Origin of the sequence: uncultured Flavobacterium sp. (assembly GCF_937967675.1) — a bacterium.
Taxonomy (GTDB): domain Bacteria; phylum Bacteroidota; class Bacteroidia; order Flavobacteriales; family Flavobacteriaceae; genus Flavobacterium.
Window position 1 is genome coordinate 14,314 of record NZ_CALBSN010000077.1, and the last position, 17,350, is coordinate 31,663.

A 17,350-nucleotide genomic window follows, 5' to 3' on the forward strand; every position below is an offset into this window, starting at 1 on the left:
GTGTTTTAATTATCGACAATCATCTAAAGAATTTATCCACTCTTCAATTATAGCAACACCCTCGGTGTGAATCAAAGTTCTTCCATGAAGAGGCATTCTAAAAGCTTCATTTGTAGTGTTTACTCTGTGAAATAACATAGACTTATCAGTTCTTCTTGGAGTAATTAATTTATCTAATTCAGGATCAAAATCTTGCATGTCTTGTGTAGGTACGCAAACCCCCATATTCGTCAATCCATTTGAAGAACCTGTATCACTAAATGATAATCGTAATGGTCGATAGTCACAATGCCCTTTTTCTTTATGACAATGTGCACAGTTAATATCAAAATAGGATCTCACTCTCGCACTAATAGGCTTTGATGTATCATTATAATCCACAACAGTATTTATTTCCGATGGTAAAGTGCTGTTTTCTAAATAACCCTTTTCCATCCAATATGTCAATTGATTTTTAGTTGTAGTTCCATAGTTGTAATTAAAATTTAAGTTTTGAGGTTTAATTCCTATGGGTGTGTAAACAGTTACTTCTTGATTGTTTATTACTTCTTTTTCTTTATGACAAACAATACATTGAACTTCAGATGGGACTCTGTAATTTACCGACTTAGTTACATTATTCTCATCAATCCAATTTATATCTTGATAACTTCCAGCTAAATCCAAGTAGGCTTCTGTTTGTTCATCATTCCAAACATATTCAGCAAAAATCCAACCAGTAGATTTTTTAATCATGATCCTTGTTTCGATTATTTTCCTTGTATTTGAAGGTAATACGTTGTCATAATAAAATGTTTTAATTATTGCAGCACCTTCAGGTAAATTAATTATTTGATCATCTCCTTGATAAGTACCTTGAGTTCCTTTTGGCATCCAAACAAATCTTTTTTTATGTGCATAATCACTGAAAAGAATACTGGCTGGTTCATAAGGAATAACGTCAAGTGAAGGTATTTGATTTTTCAAATCTCCTTCAAAGAATTTGTAATCAGATAGTTTCGGATAAGGAACTTGTGTTAAGTCAACAGTTACGGGTGAAACCGGTGCATAGCTATCATCATTATCTTCTGAACAGGCATAAATAAGGATGGAAATACTAATAATAAAAGCGTAAATCGAGTATTTTTTTATCATTAAGTTAAGATTTGTTTGATTTGTTTGAAACAAATATAACTTTTTTTTTAAAATACAATTTATTTTGTAAATAAATTTTTAAAATAAATTATCAGAAATTACAACATTGTATTTTTTTAAATTATCAATTGCTTTTTTTGATTTGTAATCGAAATTAGTTTCAATTTCCTTAATTCTTTTTTTATTTTCAATACGGTTTATGCTATCATAAAATCTACGAACTTCTTCTAAATTGGATAAAATAAGTTTTGGAACTTGTACATTTTGACCTTTTTCATCTTTAGCTACCATAGTAAAATAGCTTGAATTACAATGTTTTTTAATTCCAGTTTGAATATGTTCCGATGTTACCCGAATTCCCACTACTATAGAGGTATTTCCAACATAATTTACAGATGCTTTTAAAGTAACCAATTCGCCAACATCTACCGGATTTAAAAAATCTACCGTATCTACAGAAGCAGTAACGCAATAGCAACTGGAATACTTTGAAGCACATGCAAATGCTATTTGGTCCATTAATTTAAGTAAATACCCTCCATGAATTTTTCCACTAAAATTAGAGTGAGAAGGTAACATCAATTCGCTCAAGGTTATTTTTGATGCCTCAACAGTATTTGCTATAGTCATATTTATTCGATTTCTTCAGTTGGTTCAGTATCCACATTGGCTCTTTTTAATACGGCTTCTGGAAGTGCTTTTTTTGCTTTTGCACCCATTTTTTTCAATTTTTCAACGCTAGTAATTAAGTTTCCTTTGCCGTCAATTAACTTATTCATGGCATTACCATATTCGGCTTTGGCTTCGTCCATTTTCTTTCCAATTTTAATCAAATCAGAAACGAAACCTTCAAATTTATCATATAAAGCTCCAGCCTGACGTGCTATTTCAATCGCGTTTTCTTGTTGTTTTTGGTTCGTCCACATGCTGTCAATCGTACGTAAAGTAGCCAAAAGAGTTGAAGGGGTTACAATCACAATATTCTTCTCGAAAGCTTTGTTATACAGACTAGTATCTTGATTTAATGCCACTGCAAAAGCGGATTCAATAGGAATAAAGAGCAACACAAAATCTGGACTTTCCATATGGTACAAATCGTGATAGTTTTTACTACTCAATTGCTCCACATGACGATTTATCGAAATAATATGTTCTTTTAAATGTTGATTTTTTATATCGGAATCTTCTTCGTTGATGTAACGTTCGTAAGCGATTAATGTTACTTTTGAATCGATAATCATTTTCTTGCCATCAGGAAGATTGATGATAACATCGGGGAATACACGATTACCGTCTTCCGTAACGTGACTTTGTTGTACAAAATATTCTCTATCTTTCTCTAATCCGGATTTTTCTAACACGCGTTCTAACACCAATTCACCCCAATTTCCTTGCATTTTGCTGTCACCTTTTAAAGCTTTGGTTAAATTGATGGTTTCCTTACTCATTTGTTCGTTCATTTCGCGAAGTCCCAAAATTTGTTGGCGTAACGCGGCATGATAATCGATACTTTCTTTATGCGTGTCTTCGACTTTCTTTTCAAAAAGTTGGATTTTGTCTTGTAGTGGTGACAAAATATTTTTTAAATTCTCCTTGTTTTGCTCGGTGAATTTTACGGTTTTTTCTTCAAGAATTTTATTAGCTAGATTTTCAAATTCTTTAGTAAATTTCTCTTGAAGTTGCTCTACTTCTAGCTTTTGTTCTTTGTTACGTTCTAATAAATTATCAAAATCATTTTCTTTTTTAGCCAAATGAATCGCTAAACTTTCTTTTTCTTTTTGAAGATTTTCTTTTTCAGATGAAAGCTGGGTGAAGGCTTTTTCAAACTGATTTCTTTCGGTTTGAAATTGGATTTTCAATTGTTCGATTTGACCTAGAAGTCCGTTAATTCGTTCTTCTAAACCTGATTTTTCGGATTGTGATTTGGCGGTAAAAAGTAATTTCCCGATGAACATTCCAACGGCGAGCGCTATAATAAAAGTAACTATGATAAGCATGGATTCTGGCATAAAATAAATTGTAAAATGTAAAAATACGGAATAAATTGATACGTCAAATTTTAAAAATGTATTTTTGCATCAAACAATTAATATGCATCATCATTTCCTTATTCACAAGCCTTACGGATATTTATCGCAGTTTATTTACCAATTAAAACGCAAGAAAAAGTTGTTGGGCGAATTATACGATTTTCCAGAAAACACAATGGCAATTGGTCGTTTAGACGAAGATTCAGAAGGTTTACTTTTGTTAACCACCGATGGTATGATGAGCGAAATTGTCCGAAGCAAAAAAGTAGAAAAAGAATATTACGCTCAAGTTGATGGAATTATTACTGAAGAAGCCGTTGAACAATTAAAAAACGGAGTCGAAATTGGTTTACACGGTAAAAAATACAAAACCAAAAAGTGTAAAGCGTTTAAATTAGAATTTGAACCAAATTTAGGCGAACGCGGAAAAAAAATTCGCGATGAGCGTCATGGTCCAACGTCTTGGGTTTCTATAACCTTAACCGAAGGAAAATTTCGTCAAGTACGAAAAATGTCATCAGCGGTTGGTTTTCCTACATTGCGGCTGGTTCGTGTGCGTGTAGGAAACATTCACTTAAATGATTTAAAAGCGGGTGAAGTTTTAGAGGTGAGTAGTTTTGATGTGTAAAAAAAAACAGCTACTTCAGGTGAAATAACTGTTTTCAATTATTGAAATACTATAACGATTATTTAAAAATCTCCATAAAAAAGGTTTTCATCGCTTCCCAACTTCTTTTATCAGCTAATTCGTTGTAAGCAGCGCCTTTGCTGTTATCGCTTCCAGCATCTTTGTGTGTAAAGGCATGAACTGAATTTGCATAATAAATCATTTGCCAATCGGCTTTTGAAGTTCTCATTTCGTTTTGGAAGGCTTCAATTTCTTTTGCAGGAACATAAGGATCATCCGCACCATGTAACACTAAAACTTTTGCTTTAATTTCATTCGTTGAACTATTCGCAGCTTTTCCTAAACCACCATGAAATGAAACTACTCCTTTTACATTTAAGTTGCCACGAGCCGCTTCGATAGCACCTGTTCCTCCAAAGCAATATCCAATAACTGCAATTTGGTTTTTATCGGCACCCGCTTTTACTAATTGGTCAATTGCCAATTGAATTCTTTTTTGGTATTCCGCAGGATTGTTTTTGTAGTAACCTGCATTTTTTCCAGCTTCACCTGTGTTTTTTGGATTGTTTCCAACTCCGTAAATATCTGCTACAAAAGCATGATAGCCTAATTTAGCCAACGATTCTGCTGATTCTTTTGCGTGAGCATCAACGCCCATCCAAGCGGGTAAAACGATTATGCCAATTTTTTTTGGATTTGCTTTTTGAGCTTTAGCAAAAAATCCTTCTAATTTTTGATTACCATCGGCGTAATCTACTTTTACTAATTGTCCAAAGCTATTCATTGTTGCTAAAAGTAAGGTAATGTAAAGGTACTTCATAACTTTTTTTAGTAAAATTATGAAAATCGATAACAGAAATAGTTAAACAAAAGGTAAAATTGGGATAAATTATTTGATTTTGAACTTCCCAATGGTAGCATCAAAAGTCAAATGTTCGGTATCAAACAACGTATTAAAAATCCCAGTTTGAATTAAATTACAAGGTTGGTCTTGTACAATTTGTGTTGGTGTGAACACAATCATTTCATCAGTCATTTGAATCGCTAAATCGATGTCATGCGTAGAGTAGAGGATGGTTTTGCCAGTTTCGTGCGTGAGTTTTTGCAACAATTTCAATAAAGTTGCCTTGTGAACTAAATCTAAATGAGTAGTAGGTTCGTCTAAAATAATAATCGAAGTATCTTGGGCCAAAGCGCGAGCAATCAAAGCAATTTGCAATTGTCCATCGCTAATTTCATCATGTTTTTTGTGAACCAAATGTTGGATTTCTGTTAAGACAATTGCTTCTTCAATTTTCGTTTTGTCTTCTTCGGATAAAGTACCTAACCAATTGGTATAAGGTTGTCTACCTAGAGCAATGATTTCGTAAACGGTTAAGTTACTTGGCGGTAATTTTTCGGTTAGAACGATGCTTAATTCTTGTGCTAAATCAAGTGGTTTATAACTTTGAAACGATTTATTTAGTAAAGTAATTTCACCTGATAATGGTGGAATAATTCCAGTTATTGTTTTTAATAAGGTAGATTTTCCAATTCCGTTTTCACCAATTAATGCGATTAATTTGCCTTTTTCCAAACCAAGATTGATATTTTGAGCAATAGTAATCGTTTCCGATTTTGACTTGTAGCCAATCGAAAGATTTTGAGTTTGTATGGTGAAATTTTGTTTACTCATTTTGAATTACAAAAATAGGTTTTACCACATAGAAACATAGTTTTTTAGAGAGTTTTATTTAGAAACTAAAGTTTTATATAGTTTTATTCTTTTTCTAACTTTTTGAAATACTCGTTTACAAAAGTTTTTTGACCTTCTCTGAAAATATTGAAACAATTAAAGTTAATTATAATTCCTTTTGGGACTTTTAATAAGTTCAATATAATTTAAAACTTGAGCGTCATGAATTGGTTTTATTTCTGAAACTGATTTCAATTCAACTACTAAACAATTTTCTACGAATAAATCACAACGAAATTCAATATCTAGTTCTTTTCCTTTGTAAACAACAGGAACTTTAAATTCGGAAACAAAATTTATATTTCTGTTGGTTAATTCCTCAATCATACATTGTTGATAAACACTTTCCAATAATCCACTCCCCATGTTTTTATGTACTTCAATAGCAGCTCCAATAACATTAAATGTCAGTTCGTCTAAATATTTTTGTGTCATATTTTTTTTATTTACCACATAGAATCATAGATTAATATTATTTCATTTACTCTATAATAAAAAACTAGTTTTCTATGTATATCTCAAAATAACTAAAACCTATGTTTCTATGTGGTTTTATTTTAAGTTTTAATCTAAAATCGTTTCTTTCTAATTAACAACCAAATTACTACTGGTGCTCCAATTACAGAAGTTATCGCATTAATCGGTAAAGTTATATCATTTCCAGGAACTTGAGCAATCGTATCACAACAAAGCATCACAATCGCACCAAGTAAAAGTGTGCTCCAAAACAACACAAAATGATTACTCGTTTGAAACAATAATTTCGCCATGTGAGGAACTGCTAAACCAATAAACGCAATCGGACCTGCAAAAGCGGTGATGCTTCCTGCTAAAATACTGGTGGCAATAATGATTAAAAAACGCGTTTTCTTATAATTGATTCCGATACTTTGGGCATATTTTTCACCTAATAATAAAGCATTCAAAGGTTTAATAACCATAAAACTAATTCCAATTCCGAAGATAACAAAAACGGATAAAAGCGAAATTTCATTCCATGATAAATTTGAAATGCTTCCCATGGACCAAAAGGTGAATTTCTGTAATTTTTCAGCAGTAGTAAAATAGGAAAGCACCGAAACAATAGCACTTGTAAAACTTCCAAACATCAGTCCTACAATAAGAATTGCCATGGTGTCTTTTAGTTTTTTCGATACCAATAAAACGGCCATAAAAACTAATAAACTTCCTAAACTTGAAGCTAGAATTAATCCGTAATTTGATAAAAAGAAGGATGAGATAAAGGTGGGTAAAAATCCTGTTCCTAAAATGACAAACGCCACTCCCAAACTCGCACCAGAACTCAATCCTAAAACATAAGGTCCCGCTAATGGATTTCGAAACAACGTTTGCATCAACAAGCCGCTCATTGAAAGTCCAATTCCAACTAAAATTGCGGTAATCGCTTTAGGAAAACGGAAATTCCATAGAATAATTTCCCAACTTTCCTTACTCATTTCTTGAGATAAAAGTCCGCTAACTACTTCTTTCAAAGGAATGGAAACCGAACCTAAACTAATATTCACCAAAAACAAAAACGCCATTGCGACAAGCAAAAGGATAAAAAGAAGATTCTGTTTTTTGGTTAATGGCATGCGTTGAATTTTTGGCTAAATTACATTTTTAGAATCTATTTTTGGAACACAGATTAAAGAAATGTGAGAAATTTAAAGAAATGTAATTCCTGTTAATTCGTGAAATTCGTGTCTATTTCAACTTCTCAAAAAAGAACAACTCATAATCCGGTAATACTTCAGGATGTAAAATCTTTACAATGTCTTTCAAAACCAAATCAGGTCGATTTTGTGCTAATTCGTAATAAATAACGCCGCCTGTTTTCCCTTTTTTAGTGCTAAACGAATACACGCTTTTATTTTTTACCGCTTTAAAGTGAATATAATTTGGGTTACTATTCGAAATTTCTTGTATCGAACCAAATTGTCCTGGCCCAATCCAAAAATCAGCTTCTTTTGCCTTGTCCAAAACGCTTTCGAACGATAAAGCTAAGCTTCCGGTTCCTTTGGAATCTTTCCATAAATAATTTCCGTTGGCTTCTTTTAAAAAATAGGCTGCCCAACTATCGCCTTGTGGTAAAAACCATTGGTCTTCGTAGATAGCACCAGCAAAAATGGTAGGTTGGGTTTTAGCCTTTTTCGCTAAAACTAATACGGAATTGTATTCTTTCTCTATCGAATTGAAAATCTCGGTTGCTTTTTCGTCTAAATCATATAATGCACCAAAGAACTTAATCCATTCGGCTTTTCCTAAAGGCGTTTTTTCGGTCCAATCGCCGTTGAATATGATTTTTTGACCATTCTTTTCTAAGTTTTTGTAGGTTTTCAAATCGCCATCTACACTAAAACCAACAATTACATCAGGTTGAATGTCTAAAATTACTTCGGTGTTTAAACCTTGATTGGAACCTAAATCGCGCACTTTTCCAGCATCGATTAAAGCTCTTGTTTTTTCAGATGAAATGTATTCTGTGGTTGGAAAACCAATTAAAGTATTTTCTACCCCTAAAGATTCTAAAGCTGGAATATGCGTTGTTGAGGTTACAATTATTTTCTTAATTGGCACTTCAATCGAAGTAAATTGTTGTAAACTATCTGGAATTTGAACGCCTTTTTTATGAAGAACATAGGTGTAATCATCTTTAGCTTCAGGATATGCATTCGAAACTTTTATAACCGAAAAACCATTGTATTTTTCAATAGAAAAGCCTTGAGCATATTCAATACTACTTTTAACGGAAGTATTCTGATTTATAGAATTTTCTGATTTTTTACATTGGATAAATCCTAAAAATAAAACGACTAAAATGAAATAGTGGCGCATGAAATTGTTTTTTGCAAAAGTAGTTTTTTATTTTTTTGCCACAGATTATAAAGATTAAAAAGGATTTTATTTGTGATACTTTGTGAAAAACTTCGTGTAACTTTGTGTAACAAATAAGACAGAAAGAAATTACCAAAACCACTAAATTTGTCATAAAAAACATGAGAACAGATTCTAACGCTTTCCTTTATGCTGTAGCAACAATAATTTTAGCCCACTTTGTAATTGGCTTTATTTGGTTGTGGCGTAAACTGAATAAGAAGAAGTAGATTGTTATTTGTTGAAGAATGTTTTTTAAAAATTGCATTCTATTAAAATTAATGTAAATTTGCACCCGAATTTTGGTTGTTGTTTCTGAATTTTTCAAAACAACATTAAAAGGGAATTAGGTGTAAGACCTAAGCTGTACCCGCAACTGTAAGCTATAAAGCTTGTTATTATCTACATTACCACTGTTGTTAATTTAGAATTAAGAATTCTGAATTTAGAAAATTTCTAACTTCTAATTTCTAATTTCTAACTTTCGATGGGAAGGTTGATAACAAGACGCAAGCCAGGAGACCTGCCACATTCGTTGAGTAACAAACTTTCGGGAAAAAAAGTTTGAGTATGGGTAAATTCTGTGCTTTTCTCCCAGATTTATTAAAATTTTTATTAACCCTAAAATGAACAAAAAGTTTATTGGCTTAAGTGTATTTACACTAGCTACTGCTTTTGCGTATGCTCAAGATTCAGATACGCTAAAAGTGAACAACTTAAAAGAAGTTGTTATTTCGGACACTAAATTTGCGCAAAGCAAAGAAAAATCAGGTAAAATTATTGAAGTGATTACTGCACAAGACCTAGAAGCTAAAAAAGGTCAAAATTTAGCTAACGTATTGAGTCAGGTGGCTGGAGTGGAAATCAATGGAAATCAATCTTTTAACGGAAAAAATTTAGGCTATTACATTCGTGGTGGTCGTAATCGTCAAGTGGCTATTTATATTGATGGTGTTCCGGTTTCTGATGCATCGGGAATTAATATTGAATACGATTTGCGTTTAATTCCAGTAGAACAAATCGAGAAAATTGAAGTAATGAAAGGCGCTTCGAGCACGTTATACGGAACTGGAGCGGCAACCGGAGTTATCAATATTACTCTGAAAAAATCAGCTAAAAAAGAGATTTCAGGTAATGCGTACATCAATATGGGAACGCAAAATACTTCAAATACTTCAAAAACGAGTGCACAAGATTTCAATCAGGGATTATCGCTAAACGGAACTATCAATAAAGTTTCGTACATGACCACTTTAAATAGCACCGAAAGCAAAGGAATGTCGGAAGCTGCTGGAGAAAATTTTGAAGAAGATACGTTTTCAAGAGTGAATGTGTTACAGAAAATTGGTTTCAAAGCGAATGATAAATTAACTTTTGAGTTTTTCGGAAATTATGACCGAATCAAAAATACATTTGATAATTCGTTTGATGGTTTTATTGCCAATTCTGACGATTTGAACAACAATAGTTTTTCGGAACAATTTAGAATCGGATTCTTGCCAAAATATAAATACAATAAAGGTGAATTTGCTATCAATGCAGGTGCTTCAACTATTGATAGAGTTTTAAATATTTCAAATTCGTGGTCGGGAACGATTGATAATTACAATTACTCAGGAAGAAGTGCTTCGATTGATGCTTTCAATAAATACAATTTTAGCAAACAAGTATATTTGGTTTTAGGTGCGCAATATCAGTATTTCGATATGACGCAAAAAGACGCCTACACTGATGTGGCAAGAGAAGGAGCGAAGTTCAATTTGTTAGATCCGTATGCTACTTTGGTTTTTAATTCTGATTTTGGTTTGAATGTCAATGCAGGAGCTCGTTTCAACACCCATAGCGAATACGGAAATCAAATAGTATATAACTTCAATCCAAGTTATTCATTTGAAAATTTACCATTGAAAGTTTTAGCTTCTTACAGTACGGCTTTCATCACGCCAAGTTTATACCAATTATACGGTCCTTACGGAAATTTAAACTTAACACCAGATGAAAATGCTACGGCTGAATTTGGTTTCGAATCGCAATTGTTAGATAAAAAATTAACGATAAATGCAGTTGGTTTTTATAGAGAAGAAGAAAACACGTTTGGATTTTTTACTAATCCAATAACGTTTGCTTCAAATTATATCAACATCGACGGAACTTACAATGCAAAAGGAGTAGAAACAAGCTTTCGTTATGCCTTATCAGAACGTTTCAATATTGGTGGAAATTATACTTTCACGGAAGTAGAAAAACAATTAAACCGATTAATTCCAAAGCACAAAGCAAATATCGATTTGAATTACAAATTTAAAAGAGGAGCATTCGGAATCAATTATCAATATGTAGATAAAAGAAAAGATTCTTTCTATCATAGTACTTACTTCGCAATATATGAAGGATATTTACCAGCGTTCCAATTGGTTAATTCTAATATTTCGTATGAATTATTACCAAATCGTTTGCATATTTTTGGAACAGTAACGAATATTTTGAATGACGATTTCCAGGAAGTTATTGGATACAATACAAGAGGAAGAAACTATAAATTAGGTTTGAATTTTCTATTTTAATTAAAGTTTAATTAATTGATTTTAAAAGGTTTTGGTAAATTTTTATCAAAACCTTTTTTCTTTTTGTAACAAAATTGAATTACATTCGTCTTCATTATAAACCAGCCCATTAAAATGAACCAAAACGAGTTTGTACAAATAATTACTCCTTTTAAGGATAAGTTATTTCGTTTAGCGAAGCGAATGCTCGTTAGTACAGAGGAGGCAGAAGATGCTACTCAAGAAGTATTGGTTAGGTTGTGGAATAAAAAAAGTGCTTTAGAACAATACAATAGTGTAGAAGCTTTAGCGATGACGATGACCAAGAATTATTGTTTGGATCAACTCAAAAGTAAAAGAGCTACGAATTTGCAAATTGTGCATAACAATTATCAAGACAAGCAAGTTAGTGTTGAAACACAAATAGAGCATCAAAATACGTTGCAATGGGCAGAAAAGTTAATGAACGATTTACCCGAACAACAACGATTGATATTACAATTGAGAGAAATTGAAGAATACGAATTTTCGGAAATTGCTCAAGTATTAGAAATGAATGAAACGGCGGTTCGAGTAGCTTTATCAAGAGCACGAAAAATCTTAAGAGAACAAATAGAAAAAACACATAATTATGGAACTCAAGTTAGTTGAACAATTATTGGAAAAATACTTTCAAGGAGCAACTACAATAGCAGAAGAAAAACTATTAAAGGCCTATTTTTCTTCCAATGATGTGGCGCCACATTTGGCAAAATATCAATCGCTATTTGGTTACTTTGAAACACAAAAAGGAACGCAATTCGAGCAAAAACTTCCATTACAACCTAGAAAACAAAATACTGTAAAATGGATAGGTATCGCAGCAAGTTTTGTTGTACTTTTTGGATTGGCCACCTTCTATTTTTATCCATCCGAACCTAAACATGAAGATTTAGGAACGTATGATAATCCAGAAGAAGCTTTTATTGCTACACAAAAAGCTTTGTTAATGGTTTCAGAACAAGTAAACATTGGCATGGAAAGTGTAGCTTATTTACATGAATACGAAAAAACAAAAAAAACAATTTTTAAATAATAAGAAAAATGAAAAATTTAGTAGTAGTTATAGCGTTTTTAATGGCAGCAACAGTATCTTTTGCACAAGGAGCTTTTGATAAATTTGAAGATAAAGAAGGAGTAGCATCGGTTATTGTAAATAAGAAGATGTTTGAAATGATGAGTAAGGTAAAAGTAGATGCAAAAGATAAAGAAATGCAACAATACATGAATTTACTTAGAAAATTAGATAATTTGAAAGTATTCACCACAAGTAACGCAAAAATTAGTGCCGATATGAAAGCGACTGTAAATAGTTACTTAAAATCGAATCCATTAGAAGAATTAATGCGTGTGAATGGCGATGGTAAAAATGTAAAAATTTATGTGAAATCTGGAGCAACATCAGACATTGTAAAAGAACTTTTAATGTTCGTTGAAGGTTCTAATATTAAAGATGCAGGAACAGTGGTTTTATCATTAACTGGAAACTTTAGCTTAGATGAAATTTCTATGTTAACCGAAAAAATGAATTTGCCTGGTGGTGATGATTTGAAAAAAGCTTCAAAAAAGTAAATCATGAAAAAGTTTCTATTATTTGTTTCAAGTGTGATTTTACTTTGGAGTTGTGAAGACAAACCCACACTTCAAAAGTATTTTGTGAAAAATACAGAATCTCCTAAGTTTATTGCATTAGACTTAGCTTCCAATATCATTAAAACGGATAAAGTTGAATTATCTGAAACAGAAAAAGCAGCATTAGAGTCGTTTGAAAAAATGAATATTTTAGCTTTCAGAGCTGATTCAACTGATATTGCCGGATATGACAAAGAAATCAAAGAAGTGAAAGCTATTTTGAAAGACGAAAGCTATCAACAATTAATGAAAGCTGGTTCTGGAAACGATGGTGCCGCTATCTATTTCGTTGGAAGTGATGACGAACACATTGAAGAGTTTGTAGTTTTAGCAGGAAAGAAAGAAAATGGTTTTGCAGTTGTTCGAGTTTTAGGAAACGATATGAATCCAACACACATAATAAATATGTTAAGTTTACTCCAAAAATCACAAGTAGATATGGAGCAATTGAAACCTTTACAACAACTTATGAAATAAAAAAATCCCGCAACTGCGGGATTTTTTAGTTTTTGAAGTATTTTAAAGGAACAATCAACATTCCGAAACATTCTCCGTCTTCTTTTCCTATGTGTTTGTGATGCATTTTGTGAGCTCTTCTAACGGCTCTTGCATAGCGATTATTAGCGTTTCTAAACAACTTAAATCGTTGGTGAATAAAAATGTCATGAACTAAGAAATAAGCTAATCCGTAAGCGAAAATTCCTAACCCAATGGCCAATCCTATTTCTAAGATATTGTGCTGCCATAATAAAAAACAACCAATACTCACCACAGCATAAAAAATAAAGAAAGCATCATTACGTTCAAACCATGAATCGTGATCTTTCTTGTGATGATCGGCATGTAAACTCCATAAAAATCCGTGCATAATATATTTATGACTAAACCAAGCCATAAATTCCATAAAGCAAAAAGTGGTAAAAAAAACCATAACGTGTAACCACATAATATTTTAAATTTTAATAATTAATTTTCAAAGTCAAGAACAAGTTCAAAGTAAATCTAACATCCATCATCTAACATCCATCGCCCATCAAATAATATTCAATCTGTATTTAACGTAACATCTCGCCAATAATTCTACTTTTTGATAATCAGAAACTCGTATACGCGTATTTTTGATTTCTAAAGAAGGTGTTTTTTGAAGTTTTTTCAATAATTTTTTATAATATCTGTACGCCGTATAAACGCCAAATTTAGCTTCTAAAGGTAAGTTTTTGATTCCTTCATAAGCCGCTTCAAAATCACTTTCAATATCAGCAATGATTTCTTGTTTCGATTTTTCATCTAATTGATTCAAATCGGTATTTGGGAAATAAGTTCTACTTAATTCTTCAAAATCAGCTTTTAAATCGCGTAAGAAATTCACTTTTTGAAAAGCCGAACCTAAACGCATAGCCGAATCTTTTAATTCATTGTACTTTTCATCATTTCCGTTTACGAAAACTTTCAAGCACATTAATCCCACAACATCAGCTGAACCATAAATATATTCTTGATATTCTTCTGTTGTTTTGTATTCACTTTTGCTTAAATCAAGTTTCATGCTTTTCATAAAAGCATCAATCATTTCCTGTGGAATATTATATTTATTCACAGTATGTTGAAATGAATTTAAAATTGGATTTAAGCTAATTCTTTGAGATAGCGCTAAACTTAATTCATTTTCAAACTGAGAAAACAAGGCTTCTTTATCGTAATCGTGAAAAGTATCTACAATTTCATCCGCAAAGCGAACAAAACCATAAATGTTATAGATGTCTTGTCGGATACTAGGAGCCAACATTTTTACAGCAGATGAAAATGATGTGCTGTACGCTTTCGTAACTTTTACGCTACAATCAAATGAAACGTTATCAAAAATGGACTTCATACTATTGATACTTTTTTATTAAATCGGCAACTAATTTTCCTGAAATTAAGGACGGAGGTACTCCTGGTCCTGGTACGGTTAATTGTCCAGTAAAATACAAATTTTGCACTTTTTTACTTTTCAATTTAGGTCTTAAAAAAGCGGTTTGCAGTAAGGTATTTGCCATACCGTATGCATTCCCTTTGTACGAATTATACTCTTTAACAAAATCTTTTACACAAAATGATTCTTTAAAGATAATATTATTTTTTACACTTTGATTAGTTAGCTGTTCTAATCGAGTTATTATTTTTTCAAAGTACAATTCTCTTAGCTCATTTGTGTCCTCTAGTCCTGGTGCTAAAGGAATTAAAAAAATGCCTGCTTCATTTCCTTTTGGAGCTGAATTTTCATCTGTTTTTGATGGAAAACTTGCGTAAAATAAAGGTTCTTCTGGCCATTTTGGATTATCGTAAATAGCTTCAGCATGTATATCAAAATCAACATCAAAAAATAATGAATGATGTTCTACGTTTTCAATTTTTTTATCAAACCCAACATAAAATAGGAGAGAAGAAGGTGCAAATGTTTTGTTTTCCCAATAAACTTCTGAGTATTGGCGATATTTTTTATCTAATAAAGTTTCTGAATGATGATAATCAGCACCACTAAGAATCACATCGGCAATTACAATTTTATTATTTACAAGTAATCCTGTAGCTTTTCCTGCGCTTACTTCAATTTTTTGCACATTCGCATTGGTTTCGATTTTGACTCCTAATTCTTTAGCCAGTGTTTCCATAGCTAAAATAACCGAGTACATTCCATTCTTTGGATGCCAAGTTCCCAAACCAAAGTCGGCAAAGTTCATAAAGTTGTAAAAAGAAGGTGTATCGCTTGGTTTTGCTCCTAAAAATAACACGGGAAACTCTAAAATTTGAACCAATTTCATATTCTTGAATCGTTTTCGAACATCTTTTTTAATGTTACTAAAAAATTGATTCACTTTTTTAGCTGTTTCTAAAGTAATCAATTCCAAAGGAGATTCTCCTGGACGATATACCAAATCTTTAATAGCAATATCATAATTGCTTTTAGCTTCCGCCATAAATTGCTCTAATTGTTTTCCGCTACCTTTCTCAATAGATTCAAAAGTTTTTACAATTTCTGGAAGATTATCGGCAATAGTGACAAAATCTAAGTGACCAAAATACACTTGATAGGCAGGAGATAATTTTATTAACTCATAATAATCAGAAGGTTTTTTGCTAAAGTCAGCAAAGAAGCGCTCGAATACATCGGGCATCCAATACCATGTTGGACCTATATCGAAAGTAAAGCCTTCTTTTTTTAGTTGACGTGCTCTTCCACCTATTGTACTGTTTTTTTCGTAAACAATTACTTCATTGCCTTGTTTTGCTAAATAGCAAGCAGCAGCTAACGAAGAAAATCCTGATCCGATTATGGCAATTTTTTTACTCACTTGTTTTTTTTATTTTGTTTAACAAAAATAACAAAAAAGTTAAACAAAACAAATTTTTTTACAAAGTATTTGAAAGTTCTTCTATGCTATTAAATATGTGAACTTTATTTTTTATCACTTTAGATGAGATGGATTGCGTCATTCTGCCTAATAATAGCAATTCATGATTCGTGTTTTCAAGAAGTTTGGCTTGAATGTCAATCATATATTCATCAATTTCTTCTTGATTAGGTTCTACAGTCAAATAACTTACAAAACATATTTTCTCGTATGAATTAACTAAATCTAACAAACTATCCGTTGGAATACTTTCTCCTAGATAAATGGTTTGGTAACCTTTAAGTAAGATTTCGTAATTCAAATACATTAATCCTAGTTCGTGGACTTCGTTTAATGGTAGAAATAGAACAAAAACTTTGTCAGTTCTTGTTGGTTCTTGTATTTGAACTTTTTCAGTGTTAATTAAAAGTTTTTGTTTGATTAAGTAACTAATAAAATGTTCGTGTGCGGGTGAAATGGTTTCGGTTTGCCAAAGGAATCCAATTTCTTGCATTAACGGTATGAAAACCGTGTAAAATACTTCGCGAAACGATTTTTCACTTAACAGTTGATTAAAGGTATTGAAAAACAACGATTGATCAAAATTCATCATCGCCATTTTGAAAGTACTGATAGCGTGATTTTTTGCACTTTTTTCTGAAATGATGTCGTTAGCAAGTTGGTTGATTTGCTCTTGTGTTAACGAACCAATCTTTGAAATTTTATATCCGTAATTATGAAGTAAAACTATATTTAATAGTTTTTGTAAATTCTTGATATCATAAGAACGTATGTTGGTATCCGAGCGCATAGGCTCTAACACATTATAGCGTTTTTCCCAAATACGAATGGTATGCGCTTTTATTCCTGAAAGATTTTCTAAATCTTTGATACTGAAAACATTCTTAACGTTGTTCATTTCTCATTTCATTTTTGTTTAACAAAAGTAATAAAAATAGTGAACAAAAAAAGTATTTGGATAAAAAAATGTTTAACGATAGTTTTGTTTTAGTTAAACAAAGAAAAGATAAGAGAAGAATAAAGAGAAAATAAAAGTGACCAAGGAGGGATTTGAACCCTCACGCCCTTACGAGCACCACCCCCTCAAGATGGCGAGTCTACCGTTTCTCCACTTGGCCTTAAACAACAAAGACGTTGCAATGCAACGTCTTTAATTATTCTGTGACCTGGCTGGGATTCGAACCCAGGACCCCATCATTAAAAGTGATGTGCTCTACCAGCTGAGCTACCAAGTCGGTGCGTTCAAGAAATAAGTTTTATGTAGTGACCTGGCTGGGATTCGAACCCAGGACCCCATCATTAAAAGTGATGTGCTCTACCAGCTGAGCTACCAAGTC

The 17,350-nt window shown here is 32.1% G+C and carries 18 protein-coding genes, 3 tRNA genes and 1 riboswitch; of the genes, 6 read left to right on the plus strand and 15 right to left on the minus strand.

Features of this window, described 5'->3' with window-relative positions; genetic code table 11:
• Positions 1–9: 9 nt before the first annotated feature.
• From Q0075_RS05410 to rmuC, 3 genes are all read right to left on the minus strand, one after another.
• Entirely contained in the window at positions 10–1,134 is a 1,125-nt protein-coding gene (locus tag Q0075_RS05410) for a hypothetical protein (protein ID WP_297868622.1), read from the minus strand.
• A 78-nt stretch (positions 1,135–1,212) separates the two neighbouring features.
• Positions 1,213–1,764 (minus strand): acyl-CoA thioesterase, encoded by a 552-nt coding sequence (locus Q0075_RS05415; RefSeq protein WP_297868623.1) that lies wholly within the window; start codon positions 1,762–1,764, stop codon positions 1,213–1,215.
• Positions 1,765–1,766: 2 nt separating this feature from the next.
• Positions 1,767–3,143 carry a DNA recombination protein RmuC gene (gene rmuC, locus Q0075_RS05420; RefSeq protein WP_297868624.1) on the minus strand — a complete coding sequence of 459 codons (1,377 nt, stop codon included), beginning with the start codon at positions 3,141–3,143 and terminating at the stop codon, positions 1,767–1,769.
• Between the two features lie 82 nt (positions 3,144–3,225).
• Between rmuC and Q0075_RS05425 the strand changes: the two genes are divergently transcribed.
• Positions 3,226–3,792, plus strand: a complete 567-nt coding sequence (locus Q0075_RS05425; RefSeq protein ID WP_297868640.1) for a pseudouridine synthase — start codon at positions 3,226–3,228, stop codon at positions 3,790–3,792.
• Positions 3,793–3,850: 58 nt separating this feature from the next.
• Here the strand turns inward: Q0075_RS05425 and Q0075_RS05430 are convergent, their stop codons facing one another.
• The 5 genes from Q0075_RS05430 to Q0075_RS05450 all read right to left on the minus strand — a co-directional run bounded on the left by Q0075_RS05430 (position 3,851) and on the right by Q0075_RS05450 (position 8,365).
• Positions 3,851–4,612 carry a dienelactone hydrolase family protein gene (locus Q0075_RS05430; protein ID WP_297868625.1) on the minus strand — a complete coding sequence of 254 codons (762 nt, stop codon included), beginning with the start codon at positions 4,610–4,612 and terminating at the stop codon, positions 3,851–3,853.
• A gap of 69 nt (positions 4,613–4,681) precedes the next feature.
• Positions 4,682–5,467 (minus strand): ABC transporter ATP-binding protein, encoded by a 786-nt coding sequence (locus Q0075_RS05435; protein ID WP_297868626.1) that lies wholly within the window; start codon positions 5,465–5,467, stop codon positions 4,682–4,684.
• Positions 5,468–5,629: 162 nt separating this feature from the next.
• Complete coding sequence (locus tag Q0075_RS05440; RefSeq protein ID WP_297868627.1) at positions 5,630–5,962, minus strand: GxxExxY protein; 333 nt, start codon at positions 5,960–5,962, stop codon at positions 5,630–5,632.
• Between the two features lie 134 nt (positions 5,963–6,096).
• Positions 6,097–7,122, minus strand: coding sequence for an iron ABC transporter permease (locus Q0075_RS05445; RefSeq protein WP_297868628.1), 1,026 nt, complete (start codon positions 7,120–7,122; stop codon positions 6,097–6,099).
• A 112-nt stretch (positions 7,123–7,234) separates the two neighbouring features.
• Positions 7,235–8,365, minus strand: a complete 1,131-nt coding sequence (locus Q0075_RS05450; protein ID WP_297868629.1) for an ABC transporter substrate-binding protein — start codon at positions 8,363–8,365, stop codon at positions 7,235–7,237.
• Positions 8,366–8,690: 325 nt separating this feature from the next.
• A riboswitch (cobalamin riboswitch) is annotated at positions 8,691–8,950 on the plus strand.
• An 80-nt stretch (positions 8,951–9,030) separates the two neighbouring features.
• Between Q0075_RS05450 and Q0075_RS05455 the strand changes: the two genes are divergently transcribed.
• The 5 genes from Q0075_RS05455 (at position 9,031) to Q0075_RS05475 (ending at position 13,095) form a co-directional block, all read left to right on the plus strand.
• The gene (locus Q0075_RS05455) at positions 9,031–10,968 is read left to right on the plus strand and encodes a TonB-dependent receptor (RefSeq protein WP_297868630.1); all 1,938 of its coding nucleotides are present in this window, start codon (positions 9,031–9,033) and stop codon (positions 10,966–10,968) included.
• Positions 10,969–11,082: 114 nt separating this feature from the next.
• Positions 11,083–11,598, plus strand: a complete 516-nt coding sequence (locus Q0075_RS05460; RefSeq protein WP_297868631.1) for a sigma-70 family RNA polymerase sigma factor — start codon at positions 11,083–11,085, stop codon at positions 11,596–11,598.
• Positions 11,579–12,022 carry a hypothetical protein gene (locus Q0075_RS05465; protein WP_297868632.1) on the plus strand — a complete coding sequence of 148 codons (444 nt, stop codon included), beginning with the start codon at positions 11,579–11,581 and terminating at the stop codon, positions 12,020–12,022. Before Q0075_RS05460 ends, Q0075_RS05465 begins: the two co-directional genes overlap by 20 nt.
• A gap of 8 nt (positions 12,023–12,030) precedes the next feature.
• On the plus strand, positions 12,031–12,558 hold the full coding sequence (locus tag Q0075_RS05470) for a DUF4252 domain-containing protein (protein ID WP_297868633.1): 528 nt from the start codon (positions 12,031–12,033) through the stop codon (positions 12,556–12,558).
• Between the two features lie 3 nt (positions 12,559–12,561).
• Positions 12,562–13,095, plus strand: a complete 534-nt coding sequence (locus Q0075_RS05475; RefSeq protein ID WP_297868634.1) for a DUF4252 domain-containing protein — start codon at positions 12,562–12,564, stop codon at positions 13,093–13,095.
• A 25-nt stretch (positions 13,096–13,120) separates the two neighbouring features.
• Here Q0075_RS05475 and Q0075_RS05480 read toward each other — a convergent pair whose 3' ends face one another.
• The 7 genes from Q0075_RS05480 to Q0075_RS05510 all read right to left on the minus strand — a co-directional run bounded on the left by Q0075_RS05480 (position 13,121) and on the right by Q0075_RS05510 (position 17,350).
• On the minus strand, positions 13,121–13,564 hold the full coding sequence (locus Q0075_RS05480; protein ID WP_297868635.1) for a sterol desaturase family protein: 444 nt from the start codon (positions 13,562–13,564) through the stop codon (positions 13,121–13,123).
• Positions 13,565–13,651: 87 nt separating this feature from the next.
• Positions 13,652–14,491 carry a phytoene/squalene synthase family protein gene (locus Q0075_RS05485; protein ID WP_297868636.1) on the minus strand — a complete coding sequence of 280 codons (840 nt, stop codon included), beginning with the start codon at positions 14,489–14,491 and terminating at the stop codon, positions 13,652–13,654.
• Between the two features lies 1 nt (position 14,492).
• Complete coding sequence (gene crtI / locus Q0075_RS05490) at positions 14,493–15,953, minus strand: NAD(P)/FAD-dependent oxidoreductase (RefSeq protein ID WP_297868637.1); 1,461 nt, start codon at positions 15,951–15,953, stop codon at positions 14,493–14,495.
• 58 nt (positions 15,954–16,011) lie between these two features.
• Positions 16,012–16,911 carry a MerR family transcriptional regulator gene (locus tag Q0075_RS05495; RefSeq protein WP_297868638.1) on the minus strand — a complete coding sequence of 300 codons (900 nt, stop codon included), beginning with the start codon at positions 16,909–16,911 and terminating at the stop codon, positions 16,012–16,014.
• Positions 16,912–17,048: 137 nt separating this feature from the next.
• A tRNA-Leu gene (locus Q0075_RS05500) sits at positions 17,049–17,131 on the minus strand.
• Between the two features lie 44 nt (positions 17,132–17,175).
• A tRNA-Lys gene (locus Q0075_RS05505) sits at positions 17,176–17,248 on the minus strand.
• Positions 17,249–17,277: 29 nt separating this feature from the next.
• Positions 17,278–17,350, minus strand: a tRNA-Lys gene (locus Q0075_RS05510).